Origin of the sequence: Leisingera sp. ANG1, from assembly GCF_000203975.2 — a bacterium.
GTDB lineage: Bacteria > Pseudomonadota > Alphaproteobacteria > Rhodobacterales > Rhodobacteraceae > Leisingera.
In genome coordinates this window covers 563,039-580,455 of the sequence record NZ_AFCF02000008.1, presented here as the reverse complement: position 1 = coordinate 580,455, position 17,417 = coordinate 563,039, and the positions used below count along the sequence as shown (strand labels likewise).

The 17,417-nt window shown below is 65.9% G+C and carries 8 protein-coding genes; 2 read left to right on the top strand and 6 right to left on the bottom strand.

Annotation, left to right across the window (positions count from 1 at the left end; all coding sequences use genetic code 11):
• Positions 1-4: 4 nt before the first annotated feature.
• Both GC1_RS15405 and GC1_RS15400 read right to left on the bottom strand, forming a co-directional pair.
• Positions 5-6,454, bottom strand: a complete 6,450-nt coding sequence (locus tag GC1_RS15405) for a type I polyketide synthase (RefSeq protein ID WP_019298143.1) — start codon at positions 6,452-6,454, stop codon at positions 5-7.
• A 261-nt stretch (positions 6,455-6,715) separates the two neighbouring features.
• The gene (locus GC1_RS15400) at positions 6,716-8,179 is read right to left on the bottom strand and encodes a membrane protein (protein ID WP_019298142.1); all 1,464 of its coding nucleotides are present in this window, start codon (positions 8,177-8,179) and stop codon (positions 6,716-6,718) included.
• Between the two features lie 193 nt (positions 8,180-8,372).
• Between GC1_RS15400 and GC1_RS15395 the strand changes: the two genes are divergently transcribed.
• Entirely contained in the window at positions 8,373-9,125 is a 753-nt protein-coding gene (locus tag GC1_RS15395; protein ID WP_019298141.1) for a WecB/TagA/CpsF family glycosyltransferase, read from the top strand.
• A 7-nt stretch (positions 9,126-9,132) separates the two neighbouring features.
• Here the strand turns inward: GC1_RS15395 and GC1_RS15390 are convergent, their stop codons facing one another.
• The 4 genes from GC1_RS15390 to GC1_RS15375 form a co-directional block, all read right to left on the bottom strand.
• A complete protein-coding gene (locus GC1_RS15390; protein ID WP_019298140.1) occupies positions 9,133-10,083 on the bottom strand; it encodes a glycosyltransferase in 951 nt (316 codons plus the stop codon).
• Positions 10,080-11,117 (bottom strand): glycosyltransferase family 2 protein, encoded by a 1,038-nt coding sequence (locus GC1_RS15385; protein WP_237754605.1) that lies wholly within the window; start codon positions 11,115-11,117, stop codon positions 10,080-10,082. Before GC1_RS15385 ends, GC1_RS15390 begins: the two co-directional genes overlap by 4 nt.
• A gap of 77 nt (positions 11,118-11,194) precedes the next feature.
• Entirely contained in the window at positions 11,195-14,824 is a 3,630-nt protein-coding gene (locus GC1_RS15380) for a translocation/assembly module TamB domain-containing protein (RefSeq protein WP_029205024.1), read from the bottom strand.
• Entirely contained in the window at positions 14,821-16,623 is a 1,803-nt protein-coding gene (locus tag GC1_RS15375) for an autotransporter assembly complex protein TamA (RefSeq protein WP_019298137.1), read from the bottom strand. Before GC1_RS15375 ends, GC1_RS15380 begins: the two co-directional genes overlap by 4 nt.
• Positions 16,624-17,059: 436 nt before the next feature.
• Here GC1_RS15375 and GC1_RS15370 point away from each other — a divergent pair, with 436 nt between their 5' ends.
• On the top strand, positions 17,060-17,362 hold the full coding sequence (locus tag GC1_RS15370; protein ID WP_029205023.1) for a hypothetical protein: 303 nt from the start codon (positions 17,060-17,062) through the stop codon (positions 17,360-17,362).
• Positions 17,363-17,417 lie beyond the last annotated feature (55 nt).

The window sequence follows — 17,417 nt, the reverse complement described above, 5'->3', positions numbered from 1 at the left end:
GTAGTCACTCCGCCGCCCGGACCGTGCGCGGCGGGGCGGAGGCCGCTGCCCGGTCCGCTGCGTCGAGCCGCGCCTTGACGCCTGCCGCCAGCACGCTGACGTTCGGCACCAGCACCATGCTGTCATGGTCGCCCGGCACCTCTTCGACCTCAACGGCGGGCGCCATGCGGGTCCAGTCGTTGTCGGCAAACACGTATTCGCGCTCGCTGCTGACCCAATTGCCGCCCGAGACCTGCCATTTGCGGTCGAGCGGCGGGCGGAACAGGGTCAGCGGGCCGTGCCATGGCTGCAGGCCGTAGGTTTCGACCGCGGCGCGGAAGGCCAGTTCGATCTTGCGGTTGTTGAACTCCGGCTGGGCGCCGGTTTCCGCCGGTTTGGCGCGGCGCTTTTCGAACTCCCAGGCAATGCGGTTCCTGGCCCATTCGCCAAGGTAGCCTATCCCCTTGCTGCGCAGCTCGGCCAGCTTGATCAGCGCCTTGTCCTGCCGGTTCAGGACCGGGCGCACCGGCAGCGGCGTGTCCAGCAGGATCAGCGCCGCGGTGTCCTGGCCCTGATCCTTCAGCTGTTGCGCCATCTCATAGGCAGTGATGCCGCCGCCGGAGAAGCCGCCCAGCAGATAAGGGCCCTCGGGCTGGATCTGGCGGATTTCGCTCAGGCAACTGCGGGCGGCGTCCTCAATCCTGTCGTGCGGTGCATCATTGCCCACAAGCCCCTTGGCCTGCAGGCCGTAGACCGGGCGGTCCTTGCCCACCAGCAGCGCCAGATGCCGCAGGTTCAGCACGTTGCCGAACATTCCCGCGACCAGGAAGAAGGGCCGCCGCCCGGTGCCATCGCCCGGATGCAACTGCACCAGATGGGTGAATTTCGGTTTATCTTCCGCCGCTTGCGGTTCGCTGCCCGGTTCCTCGGCAACACCGCCGCCAGTGCGTTCGATGATCCGCTCTGCCAGGGCGGCGACGCTGGGCGCTTCAAACAGCACCGACAGCGGGAATTCCACGCCAAAGGCCCGTTTGACCTGTGCGAACAGCCGGACCGCAATCAGGGAATGGCCGCCAAGGTCAAAGAAGCTGTCCTCGATCCCGACCTGGCTGACGCCCAGGAGGGAGGCAAACAGCTTGGCCAGCTGCTCCTCCACCGGGTTGCGCGGTGCCACGTAATCGGTGTCGAGCTGCGGGCGGTCGAATGTCTGGGCCTCGGTCTCGGCCGGTGTGCTCTGGTCTGCCTGGGCAATCAGCGCGGGCAGGTCCAGCGAAGAAACCACCACCTGCGGCAGGCCAGAGGCCACGGCGCGGGCAAGGGCCTCGCCGCCGTCCTCTGCCTTGATGCCATTGGAGATGTTCAGCTGCAGACGGCGTTCCTCAGGCGATAGCGGCTGCGGGCTGCTGGCGGGTTCCAGCCCCAGCTGGGCGGCGGTGGCATCTGCTTCACCCTGCTCCGCTGCCGCATCAAACCCGCCCGCCAGGCGTTGCATCCGGAAACCCTCGATTTCGACCAGCACAGTGCCGTCCGGGCCGGTCAGAGTCACATCGAAGGCCGCTGAGCCGCCGCCGGAGCCCTCGGAGAGGCGAACATGGCTGAAGACCTGCGGTGTCAGCGGCGCAAAGACCCGGATGGTCCCGTAGGACACCGGCACCCACAGCGCGGTGCCTTCATATCCGGGGATCAGGTTCATGGCCCAGCCGGTTGCCAGATCCATCAGGCCCGGGTGCAGCAGGCAGCCGTCAGCCGCCGCCGCATCCGGCAGCGACAGGGCGGCAATGCCTTCGCCGTCCCCCAGTGCGGCGCGGTCCAGAACATGCCAGCGCGGCCCGAAGTTCAGATGCGCCTCCTGCGGGGATCGCAGGCGCCCGCGCACAGGCGCCTGCTCCTCCGGGCATCGGGTGAAAATCGTCTGGAGGGGGAGGGGGGCGGGGCGTTCTGCCGCCGCCGCTAAGGCCAGCAAAGCCTGACAATTCAGACGGTAACCATTTGTAAATCTCGAGTAAACAAACAGTTCATAACCATTTTCATTAGCTTCTAACTTTACCAGCGCACCCCGCGGGCTGTCTTCGCCGGCGATCAGCGGGCGCAGGAAGTAGAGGTCCCGGATCTCGAAGGGGCCTTCCACGCCGATGGCGGCCAGCGCCTCGGCGGCCATTTCGATATAGCCGGTGCCGGGCACCAGCGCGGTGCCATCCTTGGTGCGGTGCTCATCCAGCAGCCAGTCCGCGGTTCTGAAGCCGGGGGTGAAGATGCGGTTTCCGGCGGCATCGAAAGCCTGCTGCAGCAGCAGCGGCTGCGGGCAGGGCTCGGGCGTGCTGGCGCCTGCGTTTGCGTTGCGGCCCGCCATGGCGTCAGCGGCCATGCCGGTGTCGGCCCAGACGCCCCAGTCCACCGCGATCACACGGGTCTGCCCGCCTGCGCGGTGCTTGGCCCAGGCGTTGAGGTATTCGTTGGCGGCGATGTAATCCACCTGCCCCGCAGGCCGGGTCACGGTGGAGGAGGAGGAGAACAGCACCATCAGCTCCAGACTGCCGTCCGGGAATACTGCATCCAGCGCCCGCAGCCCGCTGACCTTGGGAGCCAGAACCTGGGCGATCTGGTCCTCGTCCTTGGCCAGCAGCGGGCCATCACTGATAACGCCGGCACCGTGGATCACCCCGGTGACGGGGCCAAAGGCCGTCTCGGCCTGCTCCCGCGCTGCACGCAGGTCGCCGCTGTTGCAGACGTCGGCGGCCAGCGGTAGTACTGCACCCTTGCTACCCGCCTCCAGCGCCATCACTGCGCGGATGCGCTGGGCGGTACGGTTGGCCGGGCTGTGGCTGGCCAGATACCGCTCCCAGGTCTCGCGCGGCGGCAGCCCGTCGCGGGAGATCAGCGAGACCTTGGCGGCGTAGCCGCGCATCAGGTGGCCTGCGATGGTCAGGCCGATGCCGCCATAGCCGCCGGTGATCACGTAGTGGCCGCCCTGTTTGAAAGGAGGCGTTTCCGGCGCGGGCAGCGGCCGCGGGCGCCAGCTCAGCTCATAGCGTTTTTCGCCGCGCCAGGCGGCGGTGCTGCTGGCCGGCTCTGCCATCAGCTCTTCCAGCAAGCGGGAGGTGATACCGGCCTGCGCCGGATTGCGGCGGGCAAACAGGCCTTGCGGCGCCTGCGGCAGTTCAATGTCCACAGCCGAGCAGGTCAGCCCCGGCAGCTCGCGCGGGATCACGCCCAGGGGGCCTGCGATCATGGCCTTTTCCGGGTAGGGCAGCGCCTCGCCGCGGACCTGCGCGGCACCGGTGGTAAAGACCGTCAGATGCGCTGGACCGGGCAGATCGGTATTGCCCAGCTCCTGCGCCAGTGCGGTCAGGGAATGGAAGCCCATCTCAAGGTTGCGATCAAAGAAGGAGGAGCCGGGGCGGAAGCTCTCTCGCTCCGTCACCAGCCAGAAATGCGCGATGCGGTCCGGCAGCAGCCCGGCCTCTGCCAGATCAGCCAGCAGCGCGCCATAGGCGGCACGCCCCTGTTCCGGCGGCAGGATATAGGAAGCGGGTGAAAGCTGCGCATAGGTGTCGCCTGCGCGGACGCGCACAACGCTGTGGCCCGCGGCCTCCAGGCTTTCGGCAGTGCGGGCGGCGTGGCCGGATTCGTCCTCGAAAATCAGCCAGTTGTGCGGTTCCTGCGCCAGCTCTTGCGCGACATCCAGCGCGCAATCTGCCAGCCGCTGGCGCCAGGCCGGGCGGTAGCCCCATTTGCTCAGATCGTCATGGCGCGCCGGGGTCTGGGCCTCTTCTTCGATTGCCGGTTTGCCGGGCTCGATGAAATAGCGGCTGCGCTGGAAGGCATAGCCGGGCAGGGGCAAGCGGTTGCGGCGCGCGTCGCCCCAAATCTGCGGCCAGTCGGCCTCCACCCCGCAGGCCCAAAGCCGGCCGATGACGCCGAAGAAATAGCTGTCGTCCATCACCTGGTGATCCGGGTGGCGCAGCGTGCTGAGCACTTGGCCCTGTTTCACCGCAGGCGACATCTGCGCCAAGGCGCTGAGGGCCTTGCCGGGGCCGACCTCCAGGAACACCCGGTCCGGGGTCTTGGCTAGGGTTTCGACGCAGTCGGCATAGCGCACGGTATTGCGCAGCTGGCCGACCCAGTAATCGGCGCTGGTGGCCTGTTCCGCGGTCAGGGCAGCGCCGGTGCGGTTCGAAATCACCGGCAGACCGGGTGCCGACAGGGTCAGCTTACGGATGAAATCGCCGTATTCCTGCAGTATGCCGTCCAGCATCCGCGAGTGGGCGGCGATGTCGATGGGGATGCGCTGGTGTTCTACCTCGCGGGCAGTCAGGTCGGCTGACAGCCTGTCCAGCGCCTCCTGCGGGCCGGAAACAGCAGTGAGCGACGGCGCGTTGACGCTGGCGATATCCAGATCATCGCCAATGATGGCCTCAACCTCAGCCAGGGGCAGGGCAATCGACAGCATCCCGCCCGCAGGCACGGTGTCGAACAGCCGTCCGCGCAAGAGGACCAGATCAATGCAGTCCTCAAAGGAGATGACGCCGGCCAGGCAGGCGGCGGTGTTCTCGCCCATCGAGTGGCCGACCAGTGCGGCAGGTTGCACGCCCCAGCTGACCCACAACTGCGCCAGCGCGTATTCCACGATCATGATCAGCGGCAGCTGCACCGAGGGCTGCTGGAGCTTGGCATTGGCGGCGTCCTCCTCACCGTCCTCCGGCAGCCAGATCGCGCGGATATCGTAGTCGAGGCTCTGTTGCAGATGCTCCAGTCCGCGGTCCATCCAGTCAGCAAAGACTGGCTCAGTTTCGTAAAGGTCACGCGCCATGCCCGCATATTGCGCGCCGCCGCCGGGGAACATGAACACCACCTCGGGGCTGCCGCCCAGCCGGTCGTGGGTGAAGACCTTGCGGGGGTCGTTTTCCTCAATCAGGTCAATGGCTTCGGAGGCGGTCTCTGCCACCAGCACCCGGCGCTTGGCAAAGCCGCGGCGGCCTTCCTTGAGGGTATAGGCCACATCGGCCAGATCGGCCTCCGGGTTTGTCTTCAGGTACTCAGCCAGCGTTTGCGTATTGGCGTCCAGCGCCGCCTTGGACTGGCCGGACACGCAGAGGATCTGGAACGGAAAATCACTTTCTTCCGAGGCCGCGCGCGCCGGCGCTTCCTCCAGGATCACATGCGCATTGGTGCCGCCCACGCCCAGCGAGTTGATACCGGCACGCCGCGGCCCCTTGTGCGGAGTCCACGGGGTGAGCTCCGCGTTCACGCGGAATGGCGAGGTCTCAAAATCAATCGCCGGGTTCGGGGCTTCAAATCCCAGCGAGGGCGGGATTTCCTTGTGATGCAGCGCCAGCGCCGTCTTGGTGAGGCTGGCAACACCCGCCGCGGTGTCCAGATGACCGATGTTGGTCTTGACCGAGCCGATGCGGCAAAAGCCGCTGTCCTGGGTCGTGGCCCGGTAGGCGTCAGTCAGGGCAGAGACTTCGATGGGGTCGCCCAGATAGGTGCCGGTGCCGTGGCATTCCACATAGTCGATGGTGTCCGCCGGGGTGCCCGCGGCCACCAGTGCCTTTTGCACCGCTGCCGACTGGCCGCCGACGGAAGGCGCGAGATAGCCTGCCTTGTCCGCGCCGTCGTTATTGATGGCAGAACCCTTAATGACAGCCCAGATGTGGTCGCCGTCGGCTATCGCATCCTCCAGCCTCCTCAGCACCACTGCACCTGCGCCGGAGCCAAACACAGTCCCTTGCGCCCGGTGGTCGAAGGCGTGGCAATGGCCGTCGGGCGACAGGATCTCGTTTTCCTTGTAGAGATAGCCACGCCCCTGCGGCAGTTCGATGGTGACGCCGCCCGCCAGTGCCATGTCGCACTCGCCCTCGCGCAAGGCCTTGCAGGCGTAATGCACCGCTACTAGCGAGGTGGAGCAGGCGGTCTGCACGTTGACCGACGGTCCTTTCAAGTCGAACACATGGCTGACGCGGGTCGACAGGAAATCCTTGTCGTTGCCGGTGTGGCGCAGCAGGAACATGCCCACGTCATCGACCAGACCCAGGTTGGAGCAGATGTTGAAATAGAAATAGCTGCCCATGCCGCAGCCCGCGTAGACACCGATGGGGCCATTGATGCTTTCGGGCGGATGGCCTGCGTTTTCCATCGCGCCCCAGGCGACCTCGAGGAATTTGCGGTGCTGGGGATCAAGGATGGCGGCCTCTTTCGGGCTGAAGCCAAAGAATTCCGCGTCGAACTCGTCAAATCCCTGCAGCTGGGCCGAGGCAGGGACATAATTCGGGTCCGCCAGGACAGAGGCGCGCTCGCCGTTTTTCAGCAGCGTCTCGCGGTCCAGAACCTCAATCGACTCGATGCCAGCGCGCAGGTTCTGCCAAAACGCCTCAGCAGAACCGGCGCCGGGCACAGTTACCGACAGGCCGACAATGGCAATATCACCTGCATTATTCCCGGCGGCGCGCCCCGCTGCGGATGTCCGATCCTGCATCGTCAATACCTGACCCCACTGGCCTTTCGCAAACAGCCCGGCACGCCGCAGCCAATCCGCTTTGCGAAGATGGCAGGGCCCGCCGGACGGGTTTATTTTCGGGTGCCGGGGTTCTCCCCGGCTGCTGTCCCGGCCTGGCGGCTTGGATCCCCATCTGTTCCGCGGGGCCGGGTGAACTCAAATTTACTTTCGTCAATCCATGCGGCTGTCCTATGGACGCATTGTGTCAATTTCGGCCGGAAAAGCGGAAAGATTGCGGCATCACAGGATGCTGCGCTGCTTAGCCCCGGCGGTGTCAGGCAAAAGCGCCTGCGCCCCGCCAAATAGTGCGGGTTTCTTCTGGAACAAGCCCGGGTAGAGCAATCTCTCGGCGTAGCCCAGAACCGATCCGGCGCACATCCAGGTGATCGGGATCAGCGTGGCATTCAGCAGCATATCCACCATGGTGGCTGCCAGAATCAGCGCAATCGGGGCCGCATAGGGCGAAACACTGCCCCGGGGCGCCCGGGCCGCGGCATGGGCCAGCAGCACCAGCGGGGACGCCAGCAGGCCCATCTCGGCGATATAGCCCAACCAGCCGAAAGTGCCGAACACGATGATCCAGCGGCCGTCCGGGATCGACAGGATCTGCCCGGTTTCTTCGTGCCGCACCAGGTTGCGGCCCCAGCCGCCCCAGCCGAACCAGGGCTTTTCGGCGGCGCGCGCCAGCATCTGGGCTTCGTTTTCAAAACGGTAGTTCAGCGAATGTGCCCGTTCGGCGCTGATCGTGCTTGCCTGGGCCACCAATTCCTCTGTTGGCACCAGCCCGGCGTTGCGCAGCATCGGATAGACCACGGCAATCAGCGCCAGCAGCAGGGCCGCCCGCAGCTGCCAGCGCAGCGGCGCCAGTGCCACCACCGGCACAAAGGCCAGCGCATAGGCCAGCGAGGCGAGGCTTTTACACAAAACCAGCACGGCAAACAGGTAGCCTGCGGCCAGCGCCAGCCGGACACGGTCCCCGCCCTTGGTGGCACGGGCAAGCGCGGTGGCCGCCAGCAGCGCCGACAGCATAAAAAACGCCAGCCACAGCGCATGGGGCAGGAACACGATGGGACGGAAGCCGCCCTGGCGCATCATCTGGCTGAAGTCATGCTGGAAGAATCCGTAGATCCAGACGTTGATCTGCGGGCTGAAGCGGATCTCGATCAGCGACGGAATGGTATAGGCGAGGCCGCCGGTCATCAGCGCCAGCAGCAGCTCGCGCTGGGCCTCTGGCGTGGACAGGTACCGGCGCGCCAGCAGGAAAGGGATCAGCACGATCACCTGATTGATGATCACCGAACCCAGGTCGCGCCAGCGCAGGCCCGGCAGCTGATCGGTCAGGAAGATGATCGGGTCGGAATTGGCGATTTTGCGGAACAGGATCGGCTCACCGTTGCTTAGCACGGTGGGGATGACCCCAAAGACAAACAGCAGCACCAGCAGCCGCACCGCCGGATGCCGCGGCAAGAGCGGCACCGGCCTGCGCAGCAGGAAGGCACACAGCACAAAGGCCATCACCGAGGGGATCGCGAACTTGTCCATGTCCGGCACCAGCGGCAGGTCGAACTCGGCCAGCGGCGGCAGCAGAAGATAGCCCGCGATGATGCACCAAAGGATCGCCCGTTCCAGCGGCAGGCGCCGGAACAGGATCAGGCTGGCCAGCGGCCAGGCCAGCAGCATCAGATAGGCCAAAGCGTTGGGCAAAGCCCCGTGCCCCCTCAATTCCCCGGTATTTGCGTCAAACTTTACCCGCTGCGGGCGGCGATGTCGCGCGGATTTGCAATATCGGGTTAACAGGATGCAGCTTTGCCACGGCGCAGGACCGGCTTGCGCATTGGTTCTGGTCTGCCGACGGTGGCGGCGGTATCAGATGGGCGGAAGTGAACCGGGGACGCCCATGTTTTTTGAAATCCACGGCCGCCGGGTTGCGGTGAACATTCCTGCGCGTGCGATGCTAGAGGCAGAAATTCTCGCCCGTTTCAAGGCGGGCCAAGGCTTTGCGCTGGCAACGGTGAACCTGGATCACCTGGTCAAGATGGAGGCGTCGGAGACGTTCCTGTCAGCCTATCAGGCGCAGGATCTGGTGGTGGCGGACGGGCGCCCCATCGTCTGGCTGTCCCGCCTTGCCCGCCGCCCGGTGGCTCTGATGCCAGGCTCCGACATGGTGCTGCCGCTCTGCCGCCTGGCGGCTGAGGCCAAGGTGCCGGTGGTGCTGGCGGGCAGCACGGAAGAGGCGTTGCAGGACGCTGAAAATGCGCTGACGGAGGCGGTGCCGGGGCTGCAGGTGGCCTGGACCCACGCCCCTTCCGGCCGCTTCGATCCGGAAGGGGAGGAGGCAGATCAGATCCTGCACCGGCTGGATGAAACCGGCCCCTGCCTGTGTTTCCTGGCGCTGGGTGCGCCCAAGCAGGAGCGGTTTGCCCAGCGCGGCCGCAAACTGTCGCCCGCGGCAGGCTTCGCCTCTGTCGGTGCCGGGCTGGACTTCCTTGGCGGCCATCAGAAACGCGCGCCCGCCTGGGTCCGCGCCATGGCGATGGAATGGCTTTGGCGGGCCCTGTCGAGCCCCACGCGGCTGCTGCCGCGTTATGCCAAATGCCTGGCAATTCTGCCCGGGCTGACACTTAAGGCCTGTCGCATCCGGGCGCGCTGACGGCGGGCTACTTGTATTCTAGTATGCCGCGCGCAGAACCGCGCCAGCGGCGCCAGTAAAACTCCAGCGCGCCCGCAGCCTCAGCGAATTTTCCGAGCACCGAAAACAGAGCCTGTTCAAACCCCATGCGGCGGGACAGGCGCAGCACCTGGGCGGGGTAGATCAGTGCCGCCAGCAGCAGAGCAGGGCGGAGCAGCCCGGCCATCACGATGGCTGCTGGCAGGATGGCGCCCCACAGGAGGGCGCGCCGGGTCTCTGCCACCCAGTGCCGGTCCGGCCCGGCGCCATGCAATGCGGCGCCTTCGGCAAAGGCATGGCCTGCGCGGCGGCTGCGGTTCCACCATTGGGTGAACCGCAGCATCTGCGCATCATGCAGGGTCATCTCAGCGTCCAGCCGCCAGACCTGCCAGCCCGCCCGGCGCAGCCGCAGGCACAGTTCCGGCTCCTCCCCGGCGATCAGCCCATCGCGGTAGCCGCCCGCGGTATAGACCGCCGCCACCCGCATCAGCGCGTCGCCACCGCAGGCCTTGGCCTCGCCAACGGGCGTGTCCCATTCCGCATCACACAGCCGGTTGTAGACGGACATCTCCGGGAACCGCTCCCGTCGCCGTCCGCAGGCCACCGCTGCCTTGGGATTTGCCTGCATGAAATCCGCGGCGGTGGCGATCCAGTCCGGGTTCACCTCGCAATCGCCATCCACGAATTGCACAAACTCGATCCCGGTCTCCAGCACCGCCAGCCCGGCGTTGCGGGCGCGGGCGGCTGTGAAGGGCTGGCTGAGGTCCAGGGCCACCACTTCCGCACCCATATCCCGCGCGGCAGCTGCGGACCCATCCGTGGAGCCGCTGTCGACATAGATCAGCTGCTGCACCTGGCCTCGCAGGGATTGCAGGCAGCGGATCAGCCGCTCTCCTTCGTTGCGGCCGATGACAACCGCGGCGATGGCGGCCGCGCTCATGCGGCCTCTCCGGCAAGAAAAGCCCGGTACGCGGGCGAGCTGCGCAGGAAGCCCCGGCGCTGCAGCTCTGAAATCCCCGCGCCCTCTACCGCGTCCGAAGACCACAGGCTCAGGTCCGGCTGCGTCTGCATTGCGCTGCTGCGCTGGCGGTCCTCGCCGTGTTCCGACACGGCCTCCGCCTGGCTCTGCAGATCCCGCGCCAGACTGTCGCCGGCAAATTTGTAGTGGCGGATCAGGCCTTCCAGATCTGCCACCCGCACACCTGACGAGGCATGCGGATGCGCTGCTGCCTGGACGCCAGGCCCGTTGAACACCAGCGGGTGCTTGCTGAGGCAGCAGTTCTCGCCAAACACCTTGCCGCGCACACCGCCGAACAGCATCTGCGCGCCGCCGGGCGGCAGGGTGTTCTGGCGCAGGTAATAGGCAAAGCCGGTGTCGCCGGAGGTATAATCCACCGCCCGCACCGTGCTGATGTCAGAATACCGGAAGCTCTGCACCGCTTCGGCGTAAGACAGTCCGCGCGCCGCGGACAGCGGGCCTTTGGGGAACATTTCCAGCATTTCGGCCTGCAGAGCCGTGTACCCTTGCTGCGCCAGGTAGCGGGTCAGCCCGGCCAGCCCGGCGGTTTCGCTGCCTTCGAAATCGAACAGCTCATCCATGTCGGCAAACAGGCACCAGCGATCCTGGCCATAGCGTTCCGCTGCATAGGCGCGAAAGGTGTTTTCAAACTCCAGCCAGGGCAGGGGGGACTGCAGCACCGCAGTATCCGGCTCCTGCCGGATCCGTTCGATTGTGCCGTCAGCAGAGCCGTTGTCAAAAAACACAAACGCCGAGACACCAAGCCGCCGGTAGTGGTCAAAGAACACATCCAGGTAATAGGCGCCGTCGCGCACGAGGGCGATCAGAACCACCTGGTCCGGCGCAGCAAAACACCCCGCCGGCCCGTGCAGATGGCGCAGCGAGGCGCGGAATCTGACCCTGTGTGCCATGCGGCTGGCGCGGTCCGCCAGTTTCTGGGTGAGTGTTCTTCCCACAGCGTCCCCAATCTGCGGTTGCCCGGAATTCTGCTTGCAGCTTGCCGGCATATTCCCTCCGCTGCAAGCCCTGCCTGTCAGTAGTCCCGTTTGAAGAAAAGGCCGACGCCGGTTTCCCCTTCGCTGTCCACAGTGCCTTGAACCGTCAGGCTTTTGGTGACGTCCAGGTTGATGCTCAGTTCACTGTCGCCCTGGGTGTTGACGTTGAAATCAGTATAGACGTTCTCCGCCACATAGCCGCCCAGCCCCAGCTGTCCTGCGCCCAGGTTGTCGGTGCCGATGTCGACGTCATCTGCTCCGGTGGCTTGCCGCACCTTGCTCTGGGCGCCGCCGCCGCGCCCGCTGAGGGTCAGGGCAGAGCCCGCCAGCCGCGCCAGCGCCAGCGGTGAAATATCTCCGATGTTGTCGCCGAACAGCAGCAGTGCCAAGGCCTCTTCACTGGGCCGGGGCGGGTCGGAGGTCACCTTGATCTCCGGCGCGTCGACCCGGCCGGAAATTTCCAGCGTCGCGGTGCCCTGTTCGGTGGCGGCGGTGGATTTGAACTCCAGATAGGGTTTCAGGTCGCCCAAGAGGGTAATGCGGCCCTCGTCCAGCTCCAGCCGCCGGCCGAGGATATCGAAGGTGCCGCGGATCAGGCTGATCTGGCCGGAGGGGGAGGGCCGCGCGGTGGTGCCGCGCAGATGGATCTGGCCGCCCAGCTCCGAGCGCAACCCGCGGCCGCGGGCAAAGATCCGCGATGGGGCGCTGATCATGATGTCCAGGTCTGTTCTGCCGGAGCCGCCCGCCCCGCTGCTGCCGCTGCCGGTCAGCCCGGCGCGGGCAAGGGTCCGGCGCACCTCTTGCGGTGCGCCCACATGACGGATCGGCGGGATCGGCGCAGAGGATACAGAGCCGCCTGCGGTATTCAGGTTGATGCTGGTCTCGCCCACGTTGATTTGGCCTGCAATCCGGTTGCTGCCCGCCATGGCGCCAGACATCGCCAGGCTGCCGTTCAGCAGGGACTCATAGGACAGGTGGTCTGTCACCACCACGTCGCCAATCGCGATCTGCAGGTTTCCGTTGAATGGCGGCAGCAGCCCGACCGGGCCGCTGATCTGCACCGTGCCGCCGTCGCGCGGGCGGGCCGAGACTTGCACTTGCGCATTGGAGCGGGCAATGGAGACCGTGGCGTTGATATCGTCCACCCGCTGCGCCGCGGCCGGGATGGCAAGCGACGCGCTTGGCACGGAGATGGTGCCGCTGACCCCGTCCAGCGCCGGAACCCCGCGCAGCGCCATGTCGAAATTCGCAGGCCCCTGCATGAGATTGGGGGAGATGAAAGGGTTCAGGCCTTCCAGCCGCAGGGTGCCCTTGGCCGTCACATCGGCAGTGCCCTTCGCCTCGTTCCAGCTGCCCTCGATGCGGCTGTCGATGCCGGCCGGGCCGCTGGCGGTGCTGTCTACGGTCCAGGTGCCGTCGCGCCGGGTTGCGGTGCCAGTGGCGGCCAGCCGGCCGGGAAGGTCTGGCACCAGCCGCTGCAGCTCAGCCATCACCGCGTCGAACTTCAGATCGGTGCTGCCGTTGCTTTCCGTGAAGCGGGCTTCGGTCTCTACCGAAATACCTGCAGGCCCTTCGGCTTGGACGGTTGCCTGCCATTCGCCGCTGCGCCGTTCCGCCATGCCTTCGGCGCTGAGCCGGCCCGCGAGCTGCGGCACAAAGCGTTCCAGCTCGTTCCAGGCTGCCGCAAAGGTGAAATCAGCGTCCCCCTCAAGCGTCACCGACCCGTCCAGCTTGGCGCTGGAGGTATGCGGCCCCTTCAGCTCCGCCACGCCGCTGAAGGTATCGCCGGTGCGGCTGAGGGTGGTTGCCAGCTCCAGCGTGCCGGGCGCTTGCGGTACCAAAACCTCCAGCCGGTTCAGACGGGCCGTGATGTCCAGCTGGCCGGACTGGTTGCTGAGCGTGCCTGCCGCAGCGGCTTCCAGCGCGCTGCCAGCCAGGGCAAAACGGTCGATGGCAATGCCGTTTTCATCCCGCGCCGCCTTAAGGGCGACGGTGGTGGTGCCTGCCAGCAGCTCATCCGCCTGGGCGATGCCCGCTGACAAGTCCTGCGCCTGCACTGAAAGATCGGTGTCGAACCCGCCGGTCAGCGGGATGAAGGATCCCTTGACCACGGCCTGAACCGCACCGCCCAGCGGGCGGCCCGCCAGCTCGGAAAAACGGCCAAGATCCGCAGCACCCGCCGTCAGGTCTGCGGTGACTTTCAACCCCTCTTCCAGACCATCAAAGGCGACATCGCCTGCGGCCTGGTAGTCGCTGCCGCGCAGCTCCATGTCCGTGATATGCAGCGCACCGGGGCCGTCAGTGCTGAGCGTGCCTTCAAAGCGGATTTCGTTGCCGGTCGCTTTGGCCAATGCCGGGTCGCGCGGCAGAAAGCCGCTGAGGCCGGCCGTCAGACGGCCTTCCAGCGCAAAGCCGCTGCTCTGATCCAAGGTGCCGCGGCCCAGAATTTCGGCGGTATCCACCAGCGCGCCTGGATGGCTCAGCTGATTGAGCACCCCGTCCAGCACCCAGCGGCCTTCGAGCGTCTTCTGCAGCTGCAGGTCGGCCTTGGCCAGCGTGGTCTGGCCGTCGCTGGTTGGCAGCGTGACCGCAGCCTGGCCTGCGGGCGGGGAGATCGCGGTCTTCAGGTTGGCGGTGGCCAGCTTGCCGCCCGCATCCAGCGCTGCGGCGCCGGTGATCCGAAGGGCATTGGTGCGCAGGACCAGCGTATCCAACGTTACGGCGCCGCTGCCCTCGCGCAGGCCTTTGACGTTCAGGCGCAGGCCGGGGCCAAAGAACGGGCGGTGCACCGGCGGCAGCAGCACGTCGATATTGCCGCCCAGGTCGGCAGAAAACCCGATGTCGCGCGGGGTTTCGGGGGCGGCATCCTCAGGCAAGGGGCGGGCCGCCAGCACCACCTGGCCGCCAAGGCGTTCGGTGCCATTGGTGCTGAAAGCGATATCGGCGGTGAAATCCGTGACCGGGCCGCTGCCCTTGGCGGTCAGCTGCAAGTCGGGGTTACCCGGCAGATTCAGCCCGCGCGAGATCAGCCCGCCCGCGGCCTCGTCAACCGAAAGGTCCAGGGTGATCTGCTGGGTTTCATTGGCATATCCCGCTTCCAGCCGGATGTGGTCGCCGGGCTTGTCCAGCCGTGCGGCCTCCAGCTTGGTGTCCAGCGCCCCGTCCGCCAGTTTCAGCGTGCCCTCGACCCGCAGGCTGGCGGCTGTTCCGGTCAGGTCCTCGCCCAGCTCAATCCGGGCCGCCTTGATCTGGCCCAGTTCGATGGCCACCGGCAATTCCGGCAGTGCAAAGGGCGTGGTCTCTGCCTCCGGCAGCTCCGGGTCCGGCGGCAGCGGCTCCGGTGCGCGCTCCACTGCAATGCGCTCCGCCGAAAGCTCATTGACCGAGAACCGCCCGCGCAGCAAATCCAGCCGGTTCCAGTCCAGCACCGCACCCTCGACGGTCAGCCAGATGCCTCTCTCGTCGGCTACGGTGATCTTCTTGATCTTGGCTTCAGAGGAAAATGCGCCTTCCAGCCCCGATACGCTGATATAGCGGCTGTCGCCGGACAGGGTGTCCTCCAGGAAGTCGACCAGCAGCCCGCCAGCATCTTCCTCGGTGGTTTCCTGCGCCGCAGCAGGCAGTGCCGTCAGGCCCAATGCGAGCGTATAGCCAAGAACCTGTCTCAAAACGCCTGTCCTATCCCGATATAGAATTGCAGCCCGTCCTCGGACCCGCCGTCCACCGGATAGGCAAGGTCGAGCCGGATCGGGCCGATCCCGGCCACATCATAGCGCACACCGATGCCCGCGCCTGCATGGCGTGCTGATGAACCGGAGACGAAACTGTCCGCATCGACAAAGCCGAGGTCGTAGAAACCGACCAGCGAGATCTTGTCAGTGACCTTGCCGCGAACTTCGGCAGACAGGGCGGCAAAGCTGCGCCCGCCCGCGGTGCCGCCATTCGCTGGCACGCCCAGCGACTGGTATTCATGCCCGCGCACGGTGCCCGCACCGCCAGAGAAGAACAGCAGCGTGGGGGAGACCTCACTCAGCGATGGGCCGACCACAGAGCCCAGCTGCAAGCGGCCTGCCAGCACGATCCGGTCGTCAGCGCCCAATCCATAATAGGCGCGCCCGTCGCCTTTCATCTGCAAGCCGGACTTGCTGCCGCCAAAACCGATGAAAGGCGTGGCAGTCCCTTGCAGGAAATAGCCGTCGGTGGGGTTCACCCGGCTGTCGCGGGCGTCATATTCGGCCCGGAACCTGCCTGCCACGTATTTGAACCTGCGTTTGCCGAACACGTCCTCAGCCAGGGTGGAGGACACGCCCAGCGCGGCTTCAGCATAAAACGTCTCCGAAAACGTCCGCCGCGCGCCGATGGCGCCATAGACGCGGGTGGCGGTGTAATGCTCCTCGTCCAGCCGCTCGGCTTCTGCAAGATAGAAGATCAGGTCGTCCGGCCCCAGTTTCGCGGGCCGGTCCAGCCGCACTGCGACGCGGCCGTCGATGTCGTTGCTGCTGCCGATGCCGCTGATGCGCGCTTCGATCCGCAGCTTCTCGGCGTTGCCGAACAGGTTGCGGTGCATCCAGCTGCCCGACAGCTCCAGTCCGTCGGAGGAGCTGACCTCGGCGCCAAAGGTCAGGCGGCGCGGTGGCAAGTCTTCCACCTGCGCCACAAAGTCCAGTGTGCCGTCCGGATTTGGATGCTCCGCTTCACGCAGGACCACGCTGGAAAACGTGCCGGTGCGGCGCAGCCGGGTGGCGGACTTGGAGATCAGATCGGGGTGGAACTCCTCCCCCGCCGGGAAACCCGCAATGCGGCGGATCGCATCCTGGCTCACGGCTGTGTCGCCGGTGATCCGCATCTGCCCGAACCGCAGCTTTGGTCCCGGCGCCAGCCGCAGCTGGGCATCCAGCCGCGCCTGCAGGTGGTTGGCAGTGATGTTCTGCTCCGCCACATCCGCCTTGGCATGGCCGCTGCGGCGCCACGCCCGGACGCCGGCAATGGCCGCATCGCGGATCACCCCGGTGCCGGCGGGCTTGCCGGGGGCAAAGCCCTCGGGGATCTCCACATCGCTGTTCTGCGGGAACGGTGCCAGCTCCGCCTTGCCAAAGGCAAACTGCGGGCCGGGTCTCACGGTGATTTCCACCGTTTTTACGCTCCTTGGCGGGTTCAATGGCTGGATCTGCGCCGCTTCACGTCCGTCCAGGCGGATGCTTACCACCGGCGAGAAATGCCCGGCATCATACAGGACCTGCACCAGCGTGCGGTAATCCGACAGCGCCGCCGCCAGCAGTTCCTGCACATTGGTTTCGCCGCTGGCCGCGACCGAGGCGGAGGAGCCGCGCAATTTTTCCGTCAGGGCCTGATCTGCACCGGGCGCCTGCAGCGTTGCTTCGGCGGCGCTGGCCTGCAGCGGCAGCAGGGTCTGAAGGCTGAAGGCTAAAGCGCACGCCAAGGGGCGGGGGCGGAAAGGAAAATTCATGTCTGCTCCGGCAGCGGGCGTAAAAATCCGCCTGGACCCGAACAGGGGCACAGGCGCCTTGAAGGTGAGCCTAGCACGGGAAAATTGCCGGATGGAACCGGCAAAGCGGCGGCAATCCGCCGGCCCCGCGCGATGGCGGATTGCCGCGCATTGCCCCGTGTTACCGGCCTCGCGGGCAATGAGGATTGGCAAGCCAAAGGAGGTGTGTGATAGATTAAACCAGCTCCGGCGGGCAGGCCCGCCGGAGCTGTCACTGTTTAACAAAGAACAAAAGTAACGTCAGGCGCAGCCACCACTCACAAAGCAGCCAGCCTGACTGGAATGATACCACGCATGATTTTACTGTCCATATAATTGTCAGTTTGATAAAGTTGCGTGGTATCATTTCTCCCGGGACAGGCCGGGATGCAGGTGTTGAGGACCCAGGAGAGCGGTTTTGGACCGGTTAAGACCAATATTCGAACTTCGCGACATGCTTCACCAGATGGAGCGTGACCTTGGACTGGACAGCCTGAGCCGGTCGGAACGCGATGTGCTGCTGGCGGCAAATGCGCTGACAAGGACGCCGGGTGAGCCGGTGCAATCCGAACAGATCCGCAATCACCGGCTGGTCCAGGGGCTGGCCCAGGCCACATTCCACCGCACGCTGAAATCGCTGCTCGAGCTGGGACTGATCAAACGGGCCGGCGGCAGCAAGGCCAAGCACTATGTGGTGAGCTTCGATTCTGCGGCAAAGTGACGGCGCTGCGTCATTCATACATTCCACGGATTGCAGGTTTCTCCGCTCCTGTCTA

Excerpts from the sequence above, each read along its gene's own strand:
- GC1_RS15405 (WP_019298143.1), bottom strand. The coding sequence starts at position 6,454 with ATGCAGGATCGGACATCCGCAGCGGGGCGCGCCGCCGGGAATAATGCA.
- GC1_RS15395 (WP_019298141.1), top strand. The coding sequence starts at position 8,373 with ATGTTTTTTGAAATCCACGGCCGCCGGGTTGCGGTGAACATTCCTGCG.
- GC1_RS15390 (WP_019298140.1), bottom strand. The coding sequence starts at position 10,083 with ATGAGCGCGGCCGCCATCGCCGCGGTTGTCATCGGCCGCAACGAAGGA.
- GC1_RS15375 (WP_019298137.1), bottom strand. The coding sequence starts at position 16,623 with ATGAATTTTCCTTTCCGCCCCCGCCCCTTGGCGTGCGCTTTAGCCTTC.